Here is a 23,511-nt window from a genome sequence, read left to right as displayed (position 1 = left end):
GTATAGTTTCGTTTAGGGTTTTGCATTATCTTTGGCTTTGAAAGGAGTTATTGTTAACTGTTAAAATGCCAATAGACTATGAAAATCGAAAAGATTCAGGCACTAAGAGGTCCTAACATCTGGAGCATCAGAAGAAAGAAGCTGATACAGATGAGGTTGGACTTAGAAGAAATGGAGAATTATCCTACCAATAAAATCGAAGGATTTCGGGAAAGGATTGAAAAATTAATCCCATCATTGATGACGCACCGATGCTCGGAAGGAGTGGAAGGAGGTTTTTTCCATAGAGTGGAAACAGGAACCTGGATGGGACATGTCATTGAGCATATCGCTTTGGAAATACAGACCCTGGCAGGAATGGATGTAGGGTTTGGAAGAACCCGTGAAACAAAAACTCCCGGAGTATATAATGTAGTATTTAATTATATCGAAGAAAATGCAGGAATTTATGCTGCAGAAGAATCTGTAAAAATTGCAGAAGCACTGATTGAAGGCAAAGATTATGATTTGAATGCATGTATTCATAGATTAAAAGAAATCAGGGAGCGTGTACGTCTTGGACCTTCTACCGGAAGTATTGTAGAAGAAGCGGCATCCAGAAGAATTCCATGGATAAGACTGGGAACAAACTCATTGGTTCAGCTTGGTTATGGAGTGAACCAACAAAGATTTCAGGCTACAATTACCGGAAAAACAAGTTCTATTGCGGTAGATATTGCCTGTAATAAAGAATTAACCAAAAGAATGCTTCACGATGCAGCTATTCCTGTACCGATTGGAGATTTGGTAGTAGATGAAGAAGATTTAAACGCTGTGATCAGAAAAATCGGATATCCCATTGTTATTAAACCTCTGGATGGAAACCATGGAAAAGGATCTTCTATCAATGTCAACGACTGGGATGCCGCCAAGATAGGTCTTGAACATGCTCAGAAATATTCCAGAAAAGTAATTGTTGAGAAATATATCACAGGATATGATTTCCGTGTACTGGTGATCAATAATAAAATGGTAGCTGCAGCCAGAAGAGTTCCAGCCCATGTTGTGGGAGACGGAGAACTGAATCTTCAGCAGCTTATTGAAAAAGAAAACAAAGACCCGAGAAGAGGCTATGGCCATGAAAATGTTCTTACCGAAATTGAAGTTGATAAAGACACTTTAGAATTACTTGATAAACTTCAATATACTTTGGAAACAATTCCTCAAAGAGGAGAAGTGGTTTATCTTAAATCAACGGCCAATCTTTCAACCGGAGGAACTTCCATTGATGTAACAGATATGGTGCATCCGGAAAATATCACAATGGCTGAAAGAATTTCTAAAATTATCGGATTGGATGTTTGCGGTATTGATGTGATGGCAGAGAACCTTACCCAGCCTTTAAAGGAAAGTGGCGGAGCAATTATTGAAGTTAATGCTGCACCAGGGTTCAGAATGCATCTTGCCCCAAGTGAAGGATTACCAAGAAATGTGGCTGCTCCGGTGGTTGATATGCTCTATCCTCAGGGAAAACCTTTTACCATTCCCATCATTGCGGTAACAGGAACCAATGGAAAAACCACCACCACAAGGCTTATTTCTCACATTGTAAAAAGCAATGGGTACAGAGTAGGATTTACGACTTCGGACGGAATTTATATTCAAAATACCATGCTGTCAAAAGGAGATACAACTGGACCACTTTCCGCAGAGTTTATCTTAAAAGATCCTACCGTAGAATTTGCCGTTCTGGAGACAGCCAGAGGAGGAATTTTACGTTCCGGACTTGGTTTTTCACAATGTGATATCGGAGTTTTGACCAATATTGAAGAAGATCATCTGGGAATGAATGATATTCACAGTCTGAAGGATCTTACCAAAGTAAAGCGTGTAGTACTGGATAGCGTGAAAAAGAGCGGCTGGAGTGTTTTGAATGCCGATAATGAATATTCCATGAAGATTGTGAGTGATCTCGATTCTAATGTGGCTATTTTCAGTATGGATGAAAACAATCCTCATATTGTAAAATTTGCTAAAGAAGGAAAGATAACCTGTGTATATGAGGAAGGTTTTGTAACCATCAAAAAAGGTGACTGGAAAATCAGAATAGGAAAAGCCAAAGACTTCCCGATAACGATGGAAGGAAAGGCCAGGTTTATGATTGAAAACGTATTGGCAGCCAGTTTGGCGAGTTACCTTTACGGATTCGGGATTGAGGATATTTCCAATTCTTTGAGAACCTTTATTCCAAGTGCCCAGCTGACACCGGGAAGACTGAATGTTTTTAAATTCAAAAACTTTAAAGTTCTGATCGACTTTGCCCATAATCCTTCAGGATACGAAGCCATTGAAGATTATCTGAAAAACATAGAATCTACAAAGAAAATCGGTATTATATCCGGTGTCGGAGACCGAAGAGATAATGATATCAGAGAATGCGGAAAAATTGCCGGAAGAATGTTTGATTATATCATCATCCGAAATGAGAAACATCTTCGTGGAAGAACGGAAGAGGAAATCAACGGATTGATTATTGATGGGATTAATGCTGCAGGCAGAGACGTTAGTTATGAGATTATTCCTAAAGAGATTGAAGCTTTAAAGCATGCAATAGGTATGGCAGAAGAAGGAACATTTATCACGGCTTTAAGTGATGTTATTTCCAATGCCATTGATCTGGTTCAGGAATACCAGGCCAGGGAATTGCTGGAAGACGATAAAAACCTGTAAGACATCCTTATAAAACTTATTACAATTGCAATACGGAATAAAAAACGTATTGCAATTTTTTTATCTATTTTGCTATAGCAGATCGAAGTTTGTTTGATTAAAAATAGAGGCTATGTCTGCGATGACTACTGTACAAACAATTAAAAGTTAATCCTTACGGTTTCCCGTAGAGTATACCTACAGTCTCTCCGTATATTTACAGCGTTTGTATAAACTAAAAGTACAAGTCAAGTTTTTTTAATGTCCTCCTGTTTGGGAGGATTTTTTATTTGGTGTATTCAACAGTTATTTTTAAACCTTCTTTGTTACGGAAATCCGTAAAGATTATTTTTTTTATGTTAAATCTCCAAATGGAGAATATTTTATATATTTAATTTCTAAACTAAAATCAAAACCATGAAAAATTTAAAGAAAATCTCTAAGGAGAAATTAAGAGGTATTAACGGAAAAGGAGGATGTCCTCCAGGCTGGCATGATTGCCCGGTGCCATGGAATGAAAAAGTCTGCATTCCGCATGATAATGAAATGGCATGTCCCGATTTATAAAAAACGATCCCTCACTAAGAGGGATTTTTTGTTCTTATATTTCAAAATTTGAACATTTGCGCCCAAACTTTATGGACTTCTTCCTGAGATATATTGTTTTCTACATAATTTTTATCAGCTTTCCCTGGTTTTCAGCTGTCTTACCTGTCAATTTAAAATAGGGTGTTTTTCCTTCACTATTTTGGGAGTTACAAGTTTAATTTTGCTCAAAATAATAAAATGAAATCCATGAGAACAATCAATTACATCGTTATACATTGTACAGCCACACAACCAGATGTTACAATAGAGAGCATTAAAAGGTATTGGAAGGAAAACCTGAAATGGAAAAATCCAGGATATCACTATATGATAAAAGCTGATGGAAAAATAGTAAACACTTTGCCCATTGATCAGATATCCAATGGCGTTGCAGGGTGGAATTCTCAAATTATCAATATATCATACATCGGAGGCATTGATAAAAGCAACCATCCAAAAGATACAAGAACGGAAGAGCAAAAAAAATCTATGGTAAAGCTGTTAAGAGAATTAAAATCAATATTTCCTAAAGCTAAAATTCAGGGACATAGAGATTTTCCAAATGTTCAGAAAGCTTGTCCAAGTTTTGATGCTAAGAAAGAATATGCTGAGTTATCATAAGCTGAAGTACTACAAGATTGTTTTTAAATAGCTTTAAAGAAAGCCTAATATACAAACGATTCAAAATCAATCATTACGGTTTCCCGTAGGGTATACTTGCAGTCTATCCGTATATTTACAATGTTTGTAAAAAAACATAGCGTACATGTCAATTTTTTATCCTCCTTCTTGGGGGATTTTTTTATGTTTTGAGAGGTCTTCAGGAGTAAAAAATAAAACCTCCGATACTTCGGAGGTTTGTTTCTATAAGCTTTCCCAGGTTGTCTTTATACTCTGCATTTTTTTAAGATAAAAATACAAAGGAATAAGTTCTAATCTGAGGGTAAAGCTGATTGATGGGTACATAAACGGAATAATGGCCATCATAATAAGGCAAACAGCAATCCCGATAATGGCATCTGCTATGGCAGCCTGTGGTGCCCATTTTTGTTCAAACCAAAGTCCGTAGGCTACAATACCTTTGAACAGGAACAAAGAACAGATCAAAAGCCCTGTCATTGAGTACGGATGATTGGCATTCATCCCGTATAATGATAAAGAGGTTTGAGTGATCAGAGACCCTGCTATCAATAAACACGCAGCTACTGCGCCTCCGATTAAAAAGATCCATAGGAAAATTTTAATCCAGGTAGGTAATAAGTCTCTTCTTCGTGTTAAAACGTTGTTGTCAAATTCTGCGAAAGGTGTTGATCTTTCTTCCATGTAGTATTAGTTTTATAAGTTTTTTATCCGAAAAAAGCATTCGAACTACCAATCCAGATGGCATCTTTTTTATTGAAGTCTACATTCACCATGGCGGCTTTAGTCATTCTTCCCAGATTTTCCAATAGGATAGGGCGTTCGTCGTTTTCCCGCCAAATATACAACAAACGGATCTCCGCTTTTGCAAAATCTCCGTTGATATCTTCAAAAATTGGTTCATAGAACACTTTTCTCTGCAAAATATAGTTTTCCTTATCCTGAATAGAGTCGGTAATTTCTTTCGTAGGATTCAAATTAACTCCGCTTCCTGCGAATGAAAACAATGGTTTTAGTACAAAATTTTCAAGGTTTTCATGCTCCGGGAATTCATGCAGAAAATAACTCTTTGGAACAAACTCATGCTTCAGTAAAGGCAAAAGGAACTTTGAGATTTTGAAGAACCAATTCGGATGAGTGATCCATTGGACATCCACTTCCTCCCGGAAATCAAATTCTGTAGTAAGATCAGGAATATTATCCAGTTCATCAAATATAACCCGGTTGTAGATCCTTTTGATTTCGGTTAGCTTACCATTATTTTCATAGTATAGCTTTCGCCCTTCCTTCTTTACTTTCGTCAGACATACCGTTTTGATGCCAATTAATTTTTCTGTGAGAGCAAAATCAATAGCTGTTTTTTGTCTTTCCGGAAAGATTTCAAGCAGGATTACATTTTCAGGATGTTCATCACCTACAATCAGTTCCTTCAAATAGTTTTTAAAGGTATCATGGGACATAGGATTTCTGATCTCCGAAAGAAAAGGATAAACCTCACAATAGGTCTCTTCATATACTTTTTGAAAAGCATACAAAGAAGGAAATGCCTGAAGCTCTATCAGCTGAGGTTCTATTGTTCCGTTTTCACTTTTGCATACTCCAAAATCTATGGTGAAAAAATGGGGCTGATGGGTATCATTGGGAACTCTGCAGTTTTCAGGAATGGCTTTTTGAAGGAGTTCTGCCGGCATTGCTTTAATTTGGCTGATGATACTTTCACTGGCATCGATCAGTTTTTTCTCAAACTCTTTAGTCAGAAAAATCGGGCTTTCTGAAACTCTGAAACCAGGTGCTGTTCCACCTTTTTCAGTCAGTATATTTTTGAGTTGATGGTATTTTTCATCTGAAAACTCCTGATTGAACTGTTTTCTGTATTCTGGGATCATATTTTTTTTCTTTTGTGATGGTAAAAAAAACGGACGTTTATGTCCAATTTGATTTTACCACAAAAGGCACAAAAGTTTTAGAATATAAAAGTTTATAATACACTTTTATAAAATACCTATTTAATTGGGAAATCTTTGATTTTCAAGAAAGCTTATGTGTTCTTCTCAACAGCTTTTATGATTGTAATACCCAAATCCCTTTTGTGACTTTTGTGGTTTGTATTGATTAAACCAAAGATTCAGCTTCTTTCAAAATGTTTTTTTTTGCAAACTGAAGGAATCTCGGAAGAATCTGATGTCTGGTCAGAATGATTTTATCTTCATCGTCTATTCTGTCTATCGTTTCAAGATATTTTTCCATCCCGAAATTTTCGATCATGGCTTCCTTGTTCTTTTCATCCTTCAGGTTTTCGATCAGAGATTCAGGATTGGCTTCCGGGTGAAACTGTGTCCCGAATATTTCCTCCGAAAAACGAACGGCCATTACCGCTCTTTCCAGGTTGATATGAGGACGGAATTTTTCAATCGCCATGATGGTCATTCCCAATTTTTGGAAACGGTCGTGATCCGGTTCTATAAACTGGTAGGCCCTCGAATCTACCGCATAAAAAGGATCCTGAAGATTTTTGAATAAGAATTCTTCTTTACCTTCCTCTGTTTTATGAACAGGCATTACCCCGAAGGAATAAGACTTTCTTTTGCAGATATTTCCCAGATTCCAGTGGATACTTGCCAGCTGGAATGAATGGCAGATCAGGAAAAGGTACTTTTTATCTTCATGGTATTGATTATGCTCGAAAACAGCATCTAGGAAATGGGCAAATCTGTCTTCCCAGGCCAGACCTTCACGATGTGGATTGCCAGGCCCGCCTGAAGAAATGAAAATATCAAAGTCTTCTATTTCAGGTATTTCATCTTTATATCTTACATCAAACGTTTTGATCACCACATTTTCTTCAGAGTTCTGCTGAAAAGTTTCGGAAATTTCTTTAATATTTCTAAAACCTTGATTCACATGATTGTTGTTCATGTCCAGCAGAGCAATTCGAATATCTTTCATTACATCATATTTTTTGCAAAGTTACCAAAATATTATGAAGCAGGTTCACCATGGGTGATGCCATACTCCGTTTCAGAGATCATATAATCAACTACTTTCGTCAGATCACCTGTTTCCTTAAAGATCTGAAGCTGCCGGTCTGCACCGGTTCCGTTTTCAAGGATTTTCCAGGCGTATTCCACTTCGTTACGACATCCCAAATCATCTACCACATCATCAATAAACTCTAAAAGCTCTTTCAATAAATGAGGATAAGGAACGGATTCTTCTTTCCCAAAATCGATGAGATGGGCTTCGATACCACTTTTGGAGGCACGCCATTTATTTTCGTTCAGCAGTAATCTTCTATAGCTTCTGAAGCTGAGATTTTGCTGGTGCAGTTTATAGATTTTGGCAACAAGACTCTGCATTATGGCCGCAAGACAAACGGTTTCGTCAATTCTTAATGGCATGTCACAGATTCTGAATTCGATAGTTGGATAGAACGGATGTACGCGTAAATCCCACCATATTTTCTTGGCATTGTCGATGGTTCCTGTTTTTACCAGAAGATCTACATAGCTGTCAAATTCTGCCAGCGAGTTGAAATAACTTGGTATACCGGTTCTCGGGAATTTGACGAAAATTTCCTGTCTGTACGATTTAAAACCTGTATATCTTCCGATCCAGAAGGGTGAATTGGTCGAAAGAGCATAGACGTGAGGAAGGAAATATCTCATCACATTCTGAATTCTTACGCCTTCTTCACGATTAGGAATTCCAATATGAACATGCAGTCCGAAAATAAGATTTTCACGGGCCACATCTCCCATATCATCCACGATTTTAATGTATCTTTCTCCCTGAGTGATATTGTTTTCAGACCAGTGAGAGAATGGGTGAGTACCACCTCCGGAAACACGAAGTCCCTGTTCATGGGCGATATTGATGAGGTGACGCCTTAAATTCGTTAATTCAGTTCTGGCTTCCTGAATATTCTGGCAGATTCCTGTTTCCATTTCAATCATGGATTCGTGCATTTCGTGCTTTAAGTTTTCACTTAAAACCGCTTTGCCGCCTTCAATGATTTTTGAAACGTGAGAAACCAGATCTCTGCTTTCCACATCGATGATCTGATATTCTTCTTCAATCCCAATAGTAAACTGATGATGCATTTATTTTGTGTTTTTTAATTCTTTTTCAATGTTATTTAATGGAATCCTTCACGAATGTTCCCCAGGCAATGTTAGGTTTCCCCGGAACATATTCTTTAGCTTTTTCAATAGCCAGTTTGGCAGCATGTTCTATGATCCATGCAAAGTTTTCTTCTCCTACAGAATTGCGGTCTGCATCAGGAGCCGGGTTGCAGAAATCAATTGCATAAGGAATACCGTCTCTTACAGCAAATTCCACGGTGTTGAAATCGTATCCTAAAGCTTGATTCATTTTAATTGTATAATCATGAATAGTCTTCAGTAATTTTTCAAGTTCTTCACCTTGGGTCTGATGCGTGGTGGCATATCTTAAATGAGGCGCATTTCTCGGCTCATATGGCATGATATGGACATATTTTCTGCCCAGGCAGTACACTCTGTAGTAATCATCAAAGATAATTTCTTCCTGTACCATCATCACCAGCTGCTCGGTTTCTCCCAGTTTGTTCCAAATATCATCCGGATTTTCTACTCTGTACACATTTTTCCAGCCGCCGCCATCATGAGGCTTCATATAGGCAGGAAACCCTACATAATTGAAGATATATTCCCAGTCATGAGGAAATTTCAGGTTCCTGAATGAAGTTTCTGAAGTATTGTCCGGTCTTTCGTGTGATGGAAGTAAAACCGTTTTAGGAAGTGGAATTCCCAGTTTGGACATCAGGGCATTGTTGAAAAACTTCTCATCAGCACTCCACCAGAACGGATTGTTGATGACATAAGTGCCGTTAAGGGCAGCATTTTTTAAATAAGCTCTGTAAAAGGGAACGTCCTGTGAAATTCTGTCGATGATCACTGCATAACCATAATCTGCACCCTGTTCCAGTTTATCAATAGTAACGGGTTCAGCGATGATATCGCCACCTCCCATTTCATTTACTTTTTCTATAAATGCCCAGGGAAACGTGTCTTCCATACCGAAAAGAATTCCTACTTTTTTTGTCATAATTTTTGTTTTTAAGGTGGGTGTATATTTTTTCTATTTGTCTTTTTTTATTGTTTTTAAGAGAAAAATGCTCCTATGAAGGTAGGGAAGACCATTCTCCATAGCGGCCAGTCGTGACCTATCCATTTTCTTTCATCGTACCAGAAATCTATGCCTTTTATCCTGAGGATTTCAGCCATTTCAACATTTTTATCCCTGCAGATATCCTGATCAGAAGTGCTCAGTACAATATGCATGTGTTTATACTTCCAGGCTTCATCATTTCTTACAAACTCTCTCGGACAGTTGAAGTATACCAGATCATCAGAGTAGCCATCCATAAAATTCCTTATACTGAAGGCGCCGGAAAGACAAAACAGATGAGAAACCAAATCCGGAAATCTGAAAGCAAAATTAGCGGCATGATAGCCCCCGAAACTTGCTCCTGCAACGGCAACGCGGTGGGTTTTGTGAAGTTTTTGGATATAAGGAACGAATTCCTGGACCAGGAACTGTACATACCGTTCATAATTCCTTATTCTTTGCTGAGGCGAGATTTTTTCATCATAAAAACTCCAGCTGTCGATGGTCTGTACATTGTAAAGCTTTACTTTTCCCTGTTCTATAAACCAGTTGATACTTCCGTTAAGATGAAAATCATGATTCTGGGTATATTGTCCCTGGGAAGTTGGAAACATGATGATAGGATGGCCGTAATGCCCGGTCACTTCTACCTTGAGACTTGTTCCCAATATATTTGAATAATACTCTGTATGTTCTATGTGAGGCATTTTTCTTATTTGGTTTTATCTTTTCTAAATTACATTTTAGGAGGGAATCTTTGATCAGATTGTATATTATGAATTCGATAACATTTTGAATATCAATGTCAAGTTTCATTGTTAAGAACTCAATTTATTACCTTTCGGAGGCAGAATATTCAGCATATCCGCATGAATCATTTCAGCAGCAGAATCCAGCCTGTCCTGTACAACAGAGGCGTCTCCGGATTTATAGACAATTCCGACATGATAGTCTATCGGAAGAAATTTGACAACTTCTTCGCATTCAAAACTGCTGTAATTCGGTTCTTTATCTTTAATCAGGGCAACGATCAGACCTGAATAATAGCCTGTGGGGGGAGAAACGCTGTAATCATTTCCTCTAAGAAGAGCATCTTCAATTTTGGCCCATTCTCTCCAGATATTGATACCACTCGATGCTTCAACCAGGTCAGGAATATGAGCACCGCCAACCCTCGATGAAGTTTCAAGGAAATACCATTTTCCATCTTCTTTTCCACGGATAAATTCTGTATGGGTGGCTCCGTTGACAAGTCCGAAGTTGGAAAGAACTCTGGCATTTATATCTTCCAGTGCCTTAAACTCCTCGGAATATCTTCCTAATGTTTTGGATCTGAAAACCCCGCCTTCGTGAGAAACCTGCATAGGAGGAGCAAGATATTTTGAGGCAGAAGTGAATATTGTTTTTTTGTTAAAAGTAAGACTGTCCACATGGTAAACATCTCCGGGTTTAAAACTTTCCAGTAAAAAAAGATGACGCTCTTCTCCCAGTATTTCCAGGGCTTCAAGAAGCTGTTCTTTGGAAGTTATTTTTTTAATGCCCGATGCTGATGCTTCAGACCTTGGTTTCAGTACCCATGGAGCAGGAACGCGGTCTGTAAATTCATCCACTTCATGATCATTGAAAACAGCGGTGAATTCAGGAACGCTGATCCCGGAATCCTTTGCTTTTTGCCTCATGGCAAGTTTATCTCTGAAATACCGGTGGGTTGTCTGTCCCATACCGGGAATACGGAAGGTCTCTCTGATTAATGCGGCTTTTTCAACATCATAATCATCCAAAGCCACCACAGCATCTACTTTTCTGGTCTTCATCAGGTGGGAAAATCCCTGAATTAAATGTTCCAGATTCCATACGGAAGGCTTGAGCTCGGGCATATAAAATGTTTCATCAATCGCGTGCCAGGGCCAGTTTTTTTCTTTGAGGTTTTCGGAGGTTACAAGGATGATTTTATTGCCGAGCTTCTTCATTTCGTCCATAAAATCGTAGCCTTTGTAATAGCACGAAATACACACAATAGTTTTCTTCTCCATATAATGTTTTTTAAGATTTAGTGAATTTTCAAAAATAAAAGCATTTATATATTATTTTATTAATATCAAAAAATAAAATATTGTACGTTTTTGAAAATCCACTAATCAATTATACAGAGTTTTTTTGTAAAAAACTAATTTTTAGTGATAATTTTCAATTAAATTCACCAGGAGCTGAACACCAAAACCTGTTGCTGCTTTTTCTTTTGCATAGCCCACACTTCCAAAGGCTACTCCTGCAATGTCTAAGTGCGCCCATTTAGGATGGTTCTCAATGAATTGCTCTAAAAATTTTGCAGCAATAATACAGTCTCCCACAGGCTTTAGAGAGATGTTTTTTATATCGGCCACATCAGACTGGATATCATCTTTCCAAACATCCCATAAAGGAAGATTCCAAACCCTCTGATTGGTCTGGTCACCGGTTTTGATTAAGTTGTTTTTCAGTTCCTCGTTATTGGAGAACATAGCAGCACAGGTATCTCCGAACATTCTCACTGAGCTTCCCGTTAAGGTAGCCAGGTCAATAAGGAAATCAGTTTTGTAGTTTTTAGAAAGATAAGACAAACCATCTGCAAGAATTAATCTGCCTTCTGCATCAGTATCAAGTACTTCAATTGTTTTTCCGTTGTAGGCTGTAATCACATCACTTGGAAGCAGGGCCTTTTCAGAGACCGCATTATCAGTAATAGGGAGAACAGCGACGATGTTTACAGGAAGCTGCATTTCTGCGGCATAGATTAACGTTCCCAAAACAGCCGTTGCTCCGCCCATATCGGACTTCATATAATGCAGATTGGCAGAGCTTTTTATTGATATTCCTCCTGTGTCAAAGAGAATACATTTTCCTACCAGACCGAAAGTCTTGGCATTTTTCGCTGTCGTTTTATACTCTAAAATAGTGAAGGCTGCATCGTAAGCACTTCCCTGGTTCACAGAAAGATATGCGCCTAATCCAAGTTCTTCACATTTCTTTCTGTTAAAAGCAGTGTATTTTAAATCATATTTTTTAGCCAGATTTTTAAGGTATGCGCTTAAGATATCCGGTTTTTTAAGATTGGCTGGTTTGTTAAGCCAGTCCTGGCAGGCAGTTTGCCCGTTAACCAATGCTTCTGCTTTCTGGCTGATATGATCTAATTTTTTCTGGCTTAAATTTTCAAAGTGCAATTCAAATTTCGTATTCCAGAAAGCGTGTTTTTTATCAAAAGGGTAGTTGTAAGTTCCTGTTAAAAGTCCTTTTACAAACTCCTCGAACTGCTTTTCATTCAGGAAGTCAGCAAGGGCTAATGTAGGTACGGCCAGCAGTTTTTCTTTCTGTGTCTGTGAAAATTTAGCCGCCACCTGCTGGATCTCGAAATTTTGTAAGGCGGATTTTCCTAATCCAATGAAATACGTAATTCCTTCTTCATGAGCATTGACAAAAACTTCATATTTCTTTCCGGTGAAAAAATTGGAAATGTTTTTGTTGAAATTTTTACTGGTTTTCGTCCATTCTTCCTCCGTAAACAGTTGGAAAACCTGAGTGTAATTTTTGTTTTTTTTATTGATTAGTTTCATAAATAGATGTTATAATTTCTAAATTCATAAAGAGTGCCGCCTTCATTTTGTCCCTGTCCGGCTTACATTTTCTGCAGTAGTTTTTATGCATTTAGTTTCTGATGCTTTTTTGTTGTGGTTTTACTTCTACAGGATTTTCTGTGTTGTCATAGAACAGCCATTCTATAGCCCTTGGGAACTCCTGAGACCAGTAAAACTCATTGTGGGTGCCTTCAGGATTGATATTGGTTTTGAATTCAAAATCAAAAAGCTTTTTCTCTTCCCATCTTTTCAGATATTCTTCAAAAATATGAATTCTTTTGACCATTTTAGAACCTTCCTGGCCGCCGCCGTAGAGATAGATCTTCGTTTTAAACGGAACCCGGAAATTCATCATCGGAAAGTTGTTATTGGGTTCTACCCATAGAGAAGGTGAGAATATCAGTAGTTTGGAGTACACTTCAGGATAAAGAAATCCACTATAAATACTGATCAATGCTCCTAATGAACTGCCTCCGATTCCGGTGTTGTCACGGTCTTTTTTGGTTCTGTAATTTTCGTCCACAAAAGGCTTTAAAGTATCTGCAATAAAACGGATGTACTTTTTTCCTTCAGAACCGTTGGCTACATGATCATTATCAAAAATATATTCTTTAATTCTTTCCTCGCTGCCATGTTCTATCGCAATGATGATAAGATCGCCGCGCCCGTATTCAGCAAGGATGGATAATTTTTTGTCGATTTCCCAATTCCCGAAACCGCTTCCTTCATTGAAAAGATTTTGTGCGTCCTGAAGGTATAAAACTGGATATTGTTTATCCGTTGTATGATAATCATAAGGAAGCAGTGCCCAAATCTTGCGGTAACGGTCAAGCTGCGGAATGTAAAAATTTTCGGAAATAACTTCTGCTATAGGATAATATTCTTCTTTGAACGGTCCCCAGTTCAGTCTCCATTTGTCTACAGAGTCGGACGTTTTACCAGCAGATTTTTTCGCTTTCCGGTTGGGAGTGATATTTCCATATTGATCCAGTTCTACGTTTTCCCAGCCTCCTTTTGTGAATTTGTATTCAATATCATCAGGAAGAAGCTGATCTTCGATTTCTATAAAATAACCGGAAGGATCAATTTGTTTAAGCTGGAAATTATAATCTTTGGGATTCCAGCTATTGAAATTTCCCGTAATAAATACCGGTCTGTCGTCTTTTTCTGCTGTATAAAGTTCAAACCTCATCGTTGTGTTTAATAAAATATTGATGTTAAATTTATAAAAAAGATTGTTTTGAAATCATAAAAAATGTGAGTTAAAAAATGATATATTTGATAGATAGACAAAACATGAAATGATCTTGATAATTATTTGATGAATAATTCATCGCTATTGTCAGTATTTTTCGTAGTTTCAGGGAAAATATAAATATAAACTGATCTTGATGAATTCTGTTAAGACCTACACGCTTTTCACCGATCATGATGTGTATCTTTTTAAAGAAGGTAGGCATTATAAGCTGTATGGTAAATTTGGAGCACATTCTGCAGAAAAAGAGGGTGTAAAAGGCGTATATTTTTCCGTATGGGCTCCTAACGCAAAGAAAGTTTCCGTGATCGGAAATTTTAACAACTGGAATCATAAAGATCATATTTTGTTTCCACGATGGGATGAATCCGGGATTTGGGAAGGATTTATTGAAGGGTTAACCTGGGGAACATTATATAAATATGCTATTGAAACGCAAGGAGGCGAAATTCTGGAAAAAAGTGATCCCTATGCGTTGAGCTGGGAACAGAATATTCAGGCGGCTTCCCTGGTTTCCACCACCTGGTACGAATGGAATGATCAGGAGTGGATGGATAACCGCTGGAAAAAAAACAGGCTGGAAGCTCCGCTATCGGTATATGAATTACATCTGGGTTCCTGGGTAAGGGAAGAAGATCAGTCCCAGCGTTTTTTAAACTATAGAGATATTGCGAAAAAGCTCGTTCCTTACATCAAAGAAATGGGATTTACCCATGTAGAATTCATGCCCGTGATGGAATATCCTTACGAGCCGAGCTGGGGATATCAGATCACAGGTTTTTATGCAGCAACCTCGCGCTTTGGCTCACCACAGGATCTGATGTTTCTTATTGATGAACTTCATAACAATGACATAGGCGTTATTCTGGATTGGGTTCCGTCCCATTTTCCGGGAGATGCTAATGGACTTCACCGATTCGACGGTTCTTATCTGTATGAGCATGAAGATCCGAGAAAGGGTTTTCATCCGGATTGGAAATCGCATATTTTTAATTACGGAAGAAATGAAGTGAAATCCTTTCTGATTTCAAATGCCATGTTCTGGCTGGATCGTTATCATGCTGACGGATTGCGCGTGGATGCCGTGACTTCAATGCTTCATCTGGATTATTCAAGAAACGAAGGGGAGTGGGAACCTAATATATATGGAACCAATGTGAACCTGGAAGCGAAAGCCTTTCTACAGGAATTTAATACAGCTGTCTACAAAGAATTTGGAGATAATATCATCACCATCGCAGAAGAAAGTTCAGATTTTCCCATGCTTACAAAACCTGTTCATGACGGCGGTGTAGGATTCGGAATGAAATGGATGATGGGTTGGATGCATGATACACTGGATTATTTCAAAGAAGATTTTATTAACCGTAAATTTCATCATCATAAACTGACCTTCGCTTCCATGTATATGTATAATGAAAATTATATGATGCCTTTGTCACACGATGAAGTCGTACACGGAAAAGCAAGTCTTATTTATAAAATGAAAGGGGATGAATGGCAGAAATTTGCCAATCTCCGTACCCTGTATGTATATATGTATACCCATCCCGGAGCCAAGCTGCTTTTTATGGGCGATGAATTCGGGCAGACCAGTGAATGGAATTTTACAAGAAGCCTCGACTGGCATTTGCTGAAATATCCTGTTCATAAAGGAATGCAGGAAATGGTGAAGGAACTGAACCACTTGTACCGGTCAGAAACTGCCTTTTATGAAAATCAGTTTGATAGAAATGGTTTTGAATGGGTGGAAGCAGATGATCTGGAAAACTCGGTGTATGTCTACCTCAGAAAAGGAAAAAAGAAAGAAGATGTCTTGATGGTAGCTTTAAACCTGGCACCCAACGTCTTGGATTATAAAATCGGGATTCCTGCCGGCACCCACTGGGAAGTTGTTTTGAATTCCGATGATGAAAAGTACAGTGGAAGCGGAGTGGAGCCTGAAATCCTGGAAGAGAAGTATGAAGAATGGAGAGGATACACCAAAACAATGACCGTGAAGCTGCCGCCGTTGGCCGGAATAGTTTTACGTCAGAAAAGAGATAAAAAATATAAATTACACAGAATTAAACATAAGAGATAAAGAATGGTTATTTATCATTTAAGTACAGAATGTTATCCTGTCGCAAAAGTAGGCGGTCTGGCAGATGTGGTGGGAGCGTTACCAAAATATCAGAATAAAATAGCAGGAGTAGAAGCCAGGGTGGTAATGCCGTGGTACAACAAATCCTTTGTATATGATCATGAATTTGATCTGGTTTTTGACGGATTTATTCATCAGGCAGCCAATATGCTGCAGGTTCAGGTATTGAAAGAGAAGACCAATGTTCTGGGATTTGAGCTGTATATGGTAAGAATTCCGGGATTATTAGACAGGGACAACCCCTATGGGTACCAGGATGAAAGCTTCCAGTTTCTGGCTTTCCAACATGGCGTTCTGCATTGGCTTTCTGCGATGAAAATCCGTCCTGATGTACTGCATTGCCATGATTATCATACCGGTCTCGTTCCTTTTATGGTAGAAAACTGCTATGAATTTGAATTTTTAAAAGGAGTAAAAACAATAGGAACTATTCATAATGGCGAATATCAGGGCATGATGAGCTGGAGTATGGCACAGTATATGCCTTCTTTTGATGGGTACAAATGGGGACTGATGGATTGGAACGGACTGATGAATCCTCTGGCCAGCATGATTAAATGTGCTGATGCTTTTACCACTGTTTCGGAAGGATATCTTGAAGAACTCTTTATCAGCTTCCGCGGACTGGAAAGCCTCGTTCGTCAGGAATTTGGAAAGGCATACGGAATCATCAATGGTATTGACACAGAAGTCTGGAATCCTGAAACCGATCCGATGCTTGATTTTAATTTTAACAGTATCAATGCAGTCGCTCAAAAGAAAAAAAATAAAGAAAATCTCTGTAAAGAATATGGATTAAAACCCGAACTTCCTTTATTCGCATTTATCGGAAGATTCGCAACAGAGAAAGGAGCAGATCTGCTGCCGGATGTTGTATGGAGAAGCATTAAGCAGAGTTATGGCGCTTTAAATATTATGATTCTCGGATCAGGGAACACCTATATAGAAAATAAACTGAAAGAATACGATTATACGTACACCAATTTTGCATTGGATCTCGGATATAAAGAGCATCTTTCCCATAAGATATATGCCTCGGCAGATTTTCTGCTGATGCCTTCAAGAGTAGAGCCATGCGGACTGAACCAGATGTATTCCATGAGATATGGCACCGTTCCTGTGGTAAGATATACAGGAGGGCTCAGAGATACGGTGGAAGATATTTCAACCGGTGGAGCAGGACTGAACTTTACTTATCCGGGTGTAGATGATGTTGTACATGCGATGAACAGGGCATTGGCGATTTATAATCAAAAAGGGGTTATGGAAGATCTTATCCATGCCAATATGAATTTTGATTTTGCATGGGAGAAATCTGCAGAAAAATACATAGCTTTATATAATAGCTGATAGAGTGAAGATTTTCGGATTTCTTTCTGTGATAATGTTTATGCTGTTTTCATGTAAAGAAGACAGAGGAAGCTATCATGGAGGTTATTATTGGATCTATGGCTACGGTCTTCCGGCAACGGAAAGGTATGAAGCGATGGCTGCTATTTCCGAAAAATGGAAAATAAAGCATTACTCTGTAGGTGGTTGTCTGGTAGAGCCTGCCGAGATGAAGAGAATAGATGCTATTAATAAAAGGACTAATAATGCCATAGAAAGAAAATATGGGAAAGGCTGGAGAGAAAAGTATCGTAAAGATGTTGACGGCTTTGTAATGAAGAGTGCTGATGTGATGGATGTACTTATTACAAATCCGTTCTTCAGAAATGAACTTAAAAAATATAATATTGAAATCTATAACCTGGACAAAGAGGTTTTAGTATTGAATGATAAAGATGAGTTTCGGGTGACTGTTTATAAAAACGAACTCCAATATGAAAACAAAGAATGCTTTAAAGTAGCAGTAAACACTAAGAACAGAACAGTAAACTTAATAAAATAAAACGCAAGATATTTATGAATCGAAATGTAATCTCTATTGTTTTAGGAGGAGGCAGAGGAACAAGATTATTCCCGTTAACGTATACGAGATCCAAACCGGCTGTTCCTATTGCAGGAAAATACAGACTGGTAGATATTCCTATCTCAAACTGTCTGAACTCAGGATTGAATAAAATTCTGGTGTTAACGCAGTTTAATTCTGCTTCTCTCAATTCACATATTAAAAATTCTTATCACTTTGACATCTTCAGCAAAGGCTTCGTTGATATTCTTGCAGCCGAGCAGAATGTGGAAAATGACAGCTGGTATCAGGGAACAGCAGATGCTGTCCGCCAGTCGATGAAGCATCTTGAAAAATATGATTATGATTATATTCTGATTCTTTCAGGAGATCAGTTGTATCAGATGGATTTCAGGGAAATGCTCGACTTTCATATTGAAAACGGAGGTGATCTTACCATTGCTACCATTCCGGTTAATGCAAAAGATGCCACAGGTTTCGGGATCTTAAAATCTGATGATGAAGGAAATATCACTTCTTTTTATGAAAAACCGGATTTTGACACGCTGTCAGGCCTGAAATCTGAAGTTTCAGAAGAAAATAAACATACCGGAAAAGAGTTTCTGGCTTCCATGGGAATCTATATTTTCACTAAGAATATCCTTAAAAAGATGTTTGATGAAGGAGCTGGTGATGATTTCGGAAAAGATATCATTCCGAGTTCTATCGGAAAATACAAAACATTAAGCTATCAGTACGAAGGCTATTGGACGGATATCGGAACCATAGAGTCTTTCTACGAAGCGAATCTGGACCTTTGCCTGGATCTGCCACAGTTTAACCTTTTCTCTTCATCACCGATCTATACCAGAGCTAGGATGCTTCCTCCATCAAAAATTAATGGTTCATACGTAAGTAAAGCCGTTTTTGGGGACGGATGTATCATCATGGCAGATAAAATTGAAAATTCCGTGATTGGAAACAGAACCAGAATTGACAAAGGAAGTACCATCGTAAACTCCTACGTTATGGGAGCAGATTTCTACCAAAACACAACGGAAATTGTTCTGAACGACAGAGGTGGCCGTCCGAATATGGGAATTGGAAAATACTGCTATATAGAAAAAGCAATCCTTGATAAAAACTGTTATATTGGAGACAATGTGAAAATCATCGGTGGAAAACATATTCCGGATGGTGATTATGGGACGTATTCCGTACAGGATGGGATTGTCGTAGTTAAGAAAGGAGCTGTGATTGCTCCGGGAACACATATCGGGTAAGAGAAAGGAAGTTGGATGCTGGAAGATGGAAGTTATTGAAGGGCGGAGTAACGCTACGAATCTTATCATGTAAATTCAGGTTTATAAGGTAAGATGAAATGTTTTAAATCAGAAAACTACTAGTGATCATCCGCCAAATAGTGTCCTGCAGTTTCCCTCACCCCGCTTCCAGCCTTTAACAGGGTTAATTATTGTTAAACATACAACTAGAGTGATCAGCATATTGTTCACTCTTTTTATTTGTATTATTTTTGTGCGATGCGTATTTTTAAAATCTTAGCGGTAATCATTATTCTTTTGGGAGGAGCGTATGCTGCTTCCATGTATTATTTTGTAGATGAAAGTAAAAACTTTACGATTGAAAAAGAGATCGACTATCCTGTGGATAAAGTTTTTTCCCAGTTTAATAACCTTCAGAATTTTACAAGATGGAATAACTTTTTTACCAGTTCACCCTCTATAGACATTGATTATTATACGCCTTACGAAGGGCAGGGAAGTGCCATCAGCTATGTAGATCCTAAAAATGATACCGACGGAGAAATGTTCATCAGGTACGAGAACCTTAATAAAACGTTGAAATATCAGCTTTTTGAGGATGAAAATGAAAATCCGACATTGGTTGATGTTAAATTCAAACCTGTTTCCGCAGAAAAAACAAAAATCATATGGTACGTACACACTCCGAAACTGCCGGTCTGGAAAAGAGTGGAAAACTTCTGGACTGAAGACCGTTTTGCTGAAAATATCAATAAAAGTATGGTGAATCTTAAAAACTCTTTAGGTAATAAAGTGGAAAAAGATAACCAGATGGCAGCCATCAAATATGATAGTCTCATGGTAGAAAATGAAGAGGACAAATTGTTGTTGGGGATCAATGTAAGTACCTCAAACAAAAAAGATGCGCTGTACAAAAATATCGTGATGAATTATAACAAAGTCTATAATTTCGTAACGATGGATCTTGGTAAAAGAGATGATGAATTCGGATATCCGGTTCTCATTACTGATGCGGATAATTACAAAGACAAGGAGGTTTCTTATTTCCTCGGAATTCCACTTTCTAAGAAAATAGGAGTGTCTGATAATAATTTCAATTTTAGGTCCGTAAATCCGTCTCAAAATTACGTAATGTACTACAAAGGGAATTATGAGGGACGAATTCGGGCAATCCAGCAGCTCATTCAGAAAGCCAAAAAAGACGAGATGCGCTTCGGAGATATCCGTCAGACCTTTATTGAACGTCCGATGGAAGGTCAGGAGGTAAACGTTAAGCTCTCATTATCAGTGTATAAGTAATTTTTTTTTATTTTATTTTTTCTTAAGTTTTTTTAACGGTTTCAGACTGTTCTAACTCGGTTTTTTTTATTAAATTTGAAGATTAATTCTACAAATAAATTTTAATAAATAGATAAACTGTAATAATGGACAGATTTTCATTCCTAAACGCAGCTCATTCTCAGTTAATTGAGGATTTATACCAACAGTACTTAAAATTCCCGGACTCTCTAGAACCATCATGGAAAGCTTTCTTTCAAGGCTTCGATTTTGCATTGGAGAACTACGGAGATGACGATAACACTCAATTTATTCAGGCTTCAGCCAATGCTGCCCCGGCAGTACAACAACAGATTTCTCAGGCAGTATCCAATGGAGAAGTTCCTGAGCATATCAAGAAAGAATTTAAAGTAGTAAACCTTATTGAGGCTTACAGAACGAGAGGACACCTTTTTACAAAGACTAACCCGGTTAGAGAAAGAAGACACTATACCCCTACTTTAGACATTGAAAACTTCGGACTTTCTAAAGAAGATTTAAATACAAAATTCAACTGTGCGGTTGAAACCGGAATGAAAGAGCCTGCTACGCTGGCAGACCTTATCAAGCACCTTGAAAACATCTATTGTGATTCTATTGGGGTAGAATACATGCACATCAACAACGTTGAAGAAAAAGATTTCATCAAAAGATGGCTTCAGGTAAATGAAAACCACCCAAGTCTTTCTGCCAATGAAAAAACAGAAATCTTATTAAAATTAAATCAGGCGGTAGCTTTTGAAAACTACCTTCACACAAAATTTGTAGGACAAAAAAGATTCTCATTAGAAGGAGGTGAAACATTAATCCCTGCTTTAGATCAGCTGATCACAAGATCTTCTCAGTTAGGAGTAGATGAAGTAGTATTAGGGATGGCTCACAGAGGTAGACTAAATGTTCTTACCAACATTTTCGGAAAATCTTACAAGCAGATCTTCTCAGAATTTGAAGGAAAAGAATTTGAAGAAGATGTATTCTCCGGTGACGTTAAATATCACCTGGGTTCATCTAAAAAGATCAAAACAGCTTCCGGAGAAGAAGTTTGTATCAACCTTACTCCGAACCCGTCTCACCTTGAAACAGTAGCTGCTTTGGTAGAAGGAATCTGCCGTGCAAAAGTAGACGACAAATACAAAGACTATTCTAAAGTATTGCCAATCATCATCCACGGTGATGGTGCTATTGCAGGACAAGGCATCGCTTACGAAGTTGCTCAGATGATGACTTTGGAAGGATACAGAACAGGAGGTACTGTTCATATCGTTGTTAATAACCAGGTTTCATTTACAACCAACTACATGGACGCAAGATCTTCAACATACTGTACAGACATTGCGAAAGTTACAGAATCTCCTGTAATGCACGTTAATGCTGACGATGCTGAAGCGGTTGTTCATGCGATCCATTTTGCTGCTGACTTCAGAGCAAAATTTGGAAAAGATGTTTATATCGACCTTTTAGGATATAGAAAATATGGTCACAACGAAGGGGATGAGCCAAGATTTACTCAGCCTAACCTTTATAAAACCATTTCAAAACACCCGAATCCAAGAGAAATTTATAAAGATAAATTATTAAAAGACAGCGTTACTTCAAATGATGTAATTGCTAAAATGGAAACGGAATTCAAAGCTCTTCTGGATAAAGATTTTGACGCATCAAAAGAGATTGAGAAAAACGTAATGGATGTGTTCATGGCTGAAGATTGGGTAAACTATCCAATTGGTAAGAGAGGAGCAGTTCAGTTACCGGTAGATACAAAATATGATTTAGCGAAGCTGAAAGAACTGGCGCTTAAAATGTCTACACTTCCGGCAGATAAAAAGTTCATCAATAAAATTACAAGACTTTTTGAAAACCGTATCAAAGCTATTGAGGCAAACTCATTAGACTGGGCGTTAGGAGAGTGGTTAGCTTATGCAACACTTCTTGTAGAAGGTCACAATGTAAGAATCTCCGGAGAAGATGTGGAAAGAGGTACATTCTCTCACAGACATGCTGTAGTAAAAACAGAAGATACAGAAGAAGAATACATCCCGTTAAGACACGTTTCTGAAAACAGATTTGATGTATTCAACTCTCACCTTTCAGAATATGGTGTACTTGGTTTCGACTACGGATATGCAATGGCTTCTCCAAATACATTAACCATCTGGGAAGCTCAGTTCGGAGATTTCGTGAACGGTGCTCAGATTATTGTTGACCAGTATTTGGCAGCTGCAGAAGAAAAATGGAAAATTCAGGACGGATTGGTAATGTTATTGCCTCATGGTTCAGAAGGACAAGGAGCAGAGCACTCTTCAGCGAGATTGGAGAGATTCCTTACCCTTTGTGCTAATGAAAACATGGTAGTAGCCAATATTACTTCACCTGCCAACTATTTCCACTTATTGAGAAGACAGTTGAAATGGGCGTTCAGAAAACCATTGATCGTAATGAGCCCTAAATCTCTGTTGAGACACCCTAAAGTGGTTTCTCCGCTTGAAGATTTTGCAAACGGTGCATTCCAGCCGGTATTAGACGATCCTGCTGCAGATCCTAAAAAAGTAGAGAAATTAGTTCTTTGTTCAGGTAAACTGTACTTCGAATTATTAGCGAAGAAAGAAGAACTGAACTGTGAAAACATTGCTTTGGTAAGATTCGAGCAGTTATATCCGCTTCAAACAGATGCTATTGAAGCGATCTTCAACAAATATGAAAACAGAAAACAACTGGTGTGGGCTCAGGAAGAACCTGAAAACATGGGGGCATGGTCTTATATCCTGAGAAACTTCAGAGATACAGGAATTCAGGTAGTTGCGCCGGTACCAAGCGGTGCTCCGGCTCCGGGTAGCCACAAAATGTTTGAGAAAAACCAAAATGCAGTGATCAACAGAGTTTTCGACAGAGATGATGCTCCTGCAAAAAGACCAGTAACAGCTTAATTTAAATAATAATCAATTAAAAAA

18 protein-coding genes are annotated in these 23,511 nt (G+C 38.1%); 9 read left to right on the top strand and 9 right to left on the bottom strand.

The window, feature by feature from the left end:
* Window positions 1–78: 78 nt before the first annotated feature.
* From cphA to RHP76_RS04910, 3 genes are all read left to right on the top strand, one after another.
* Entirely contained in the window at window positions 79–2,709 is a 2,631-nt protein-coding gene (gene cphA, locus RHP76_RS04920) for a cyanophycin synthetase (protein WP_123279878.1), read from the top strand.
* A gap of 396 nt (window positions 2,710–3,105) precedes the next feature.
* Window positions 3,106–3,255 carry a hypothetical protein gene (locus RHP76_RS04915; RefSeq protein ID WP_157885777.1) on the top strand — a complete coding sequence of 50 codons (150 nt, stop codon included), beginning with the start codon at window positions 3,106–3,108 and terminating at the stop codon, window positions 3,253–3,255.
* Window positions 3,256–3,483: 228 nt separating this feature from the next.
* Window positions 3,484–3,897: an N-acetylmuramoyl-L-alanine amidase gene (locus RHP76_RS04910; protein ID WP_311229619.1), complete on the top strand. Its 414-nt coding sequence runs from the start codon at window positions 3,484–3,486 to the stop codon at window positions 3,895–3,897.
* 243 nt (window positions 3,898–4,140) lie between these two features.
* Here RHP76_RS04910 and RHP76_RS04905 read toward each other — a convergent pair whose 3' ends face one another.
* From RHP76_RS04905 to RHP76_RS04865, 9 genes are all read right to left on the bottom strand, one after another.
* Window positions 4,141–4,599 (bottom strand): hypothetical protein, encoded by a 459-nt coding sequence (locus RHP76_RS04905; protein ID WP_311229618.1) that lies wholly within the window; start codon window positions 4,597–4,599, stop codon window positions 4,141–4,143.
* Window positions 4,600–4,622: 23 nt separating this feature from the next.
* Window positions 4,623–5,801, bottom strand: a complete 1,179-nt coding sequence (locus RHP76_RS04900; protein ID WP_311229617.1) for a hypothetical protein — start codon at window positions 5,799–5,801, stop codon at window positions 4,623–4,625.
* Between the two features lie 226 nt (window positions 5,802–6,027).
* Window positions 6,028–6,861, bottom strand: coding sequence for a type 1 glutamine amidotransferase (locus RHP76_RS04895; protein WP_311229616.1), 834 nt, complete (start codon window positions 6,859–6,861; stop codon window positions 6,028–6,030).
* 32 nt (window positions 6,862–6,893) lie between these two features.
* Window positions 6,894–8,015, bottom strand: a complete 1,122-nt coding sequence (locus RHP76_RS04890) for a carboxylate-amine ligase (RefSeq protein WP_110010304.1) — start codon at window positions 8,013–8,015, stop codon at window positions 6,894–6,896.
* A 31-nt stretch (window positions 8,016–8,046) separates the two neighbouring features.
* Window positions 8,047–9,000 carry an ATP-grasp domain-containing protein gene (locus tag RHP76_RS04885; RefSeq protein ID WP_311229615.1) on the bottom strand — a complete coding sequence of 318 codons (954 nt, stop codon included), beginning with the start codon at window positions 8,998–9,000 and terminating at the stop codon, window positions 8,047–8,049.
* 56 nt (window positions 9,001–9,056) lie between these two features.
* Complete coding sequence (locus RHP76_RS04880; protein WP_120231385.1) at window positions 9,057–9,770, bottom strand: alpha/beta hydrolase-fold protein; 714 nt, start codon at window positions 9,768–9,770, stop codon at window positions 9,057–9,059.
* Window positions 9,771–9,881: 111 nt separating this feature from the next.
* Window positions 9,882–11,096: an ATP-grasp domain-containing protein gene (locus tag RHP76_RS04875; protein WP_062675071.1), complete on the bottom strand. Its 1,215-nt coding sequence runs from the start codon at window positions 11,094–11,096 to the stop codon at window positions 9,882–9,884.
* Between the two features lie 141 nt (window positions 11,097–11,237).
* A complete protein-coding gene (locus RHP76_RS04870) occupies window positions 11,238–12,653 on the bottom strand; it encodes a M17 family metallopeptidase (protein WP_062675070.1) in 1,416 nt (471 codons plus the stop codon).
* A gap of 91 nt (window positions 12,654–12,744) precedes the next feature.
* Window positions 12,745–13,866 (bottom strand): alpha/beta hydrolase, encoded by a 1,122-nt coding sequence (locus RHP76_RS04865; RefSeq protein ID WP_120231383.1) that lies wholly within the window; start codon window positions 13,864–13,866, stop codon window positions 12,745–12,747.
* Window positions 13,867–14,065: 199 nt separating this feature from the next.
* Between RHP76_RS04865 and glgB the strand changes: the two genes are divergently transcribed.
* The 6 genes from glgB to RHP76_RS04835 all read left to right on the top strand — a co-directional run bounded on the left by glgB (window position 14,066) and on the right by RHP76_RS04835 (window position 23,487).
* Window positions 14,066–16,012: a 1,4-alpha-glucan branching protein GlgB gene (gene glgB / locus RHP76_RS04860; protein WP_311229614.1), complete on the top strand. Its 1,947-nt coding sequence runs from the start codon at window positions 14,066–14,068 to the stop codon at window positions 16,010–16,012.
* A gap of 3 nt (window positions 16,013–16,015) precedes the next feature.
* A complete protein-coding gene (locus RHP76_RS04855; RefSeq protein WP_311229613.1) occupies window positions 16,016–17,422 on the top strand; it encodes a glycogen synthase in 1,407 nt (468 codons plus the stop codon).
* A gap of 4 nt (window positions 17,423–17,426) precedes the next feature.
* On the top strand, window positions 17,427–17,963 hold the full coding sequence (locus tag RHP76_RS04850) for an FEKKY domain-containing protein (protein WP_148045415.1): 537 nt from the start codon (window positions 17,427–17,429) through the stop codon (window positions 17,961–17,963).
* A 14-nt stretch (window positions 17,964–17,977) separates the two neighbouring features.
* Complete coding sequence (locus RHP76_RS04845; protein WP_062675062.1) at window positions 17,978–19,246, top strand: glucose-1-phosphate adenylyltransferase; 1,269 nt, start codon at window positions 17,978–17,980, stop codon at window positions 19,244–19,246.
* Window positions 19,247–19,504: 258 nt separating this feature from the next.
* Window positions 19,505–20,545 carry an SRPBCC domain-containing protein gene (locus RHP76_RS04840; RefSeq protein ID WP_120231379.1) on the top strand — a complete coding sequence of 347 codons (1,041 nt, stop codon included), beginning with the start codon at window positions 19,505–19,507 and terminating at the stop codon, window positions 20,543–20,545.
* A 125-nt stretch (window positions 20,546–20,670) separates the two neighbouring features.
* Window positions 20,671–23,487 carry a 2-oxoglutarate dehydrogenase E1 component gene (locus RHP76_RS04835; RefSeq protein ID WP_311229612.1) on the top strand — a complete coding sequence of 939 codons (2,817 nt, stop codon included), beginning with the start codon at window positions 20,671–20,673 and terminating at the stop codon, window positions 23,485–23,487.
* Window positions 23,488–23,511 lie beyond the last annotated feature (24 nt).

Origin of the sequence: Chryseobacterium sp. SG20098 (assembly GCF_031844745.1) — a bacterium.
GTDB classification, from domain to species: domain Bacteria; phylum Bacteroidota; class Bacteroidia; order Flavobacteriales; family Weeksellaceae; genus Chryseobacterium; species Chryseobacterium cucumeris.
The sequence above is the reverse complement of the archived record's forward strand: the minus strand, read 5'-3'. Positions and strand labels throughout refer to the sequence as shown.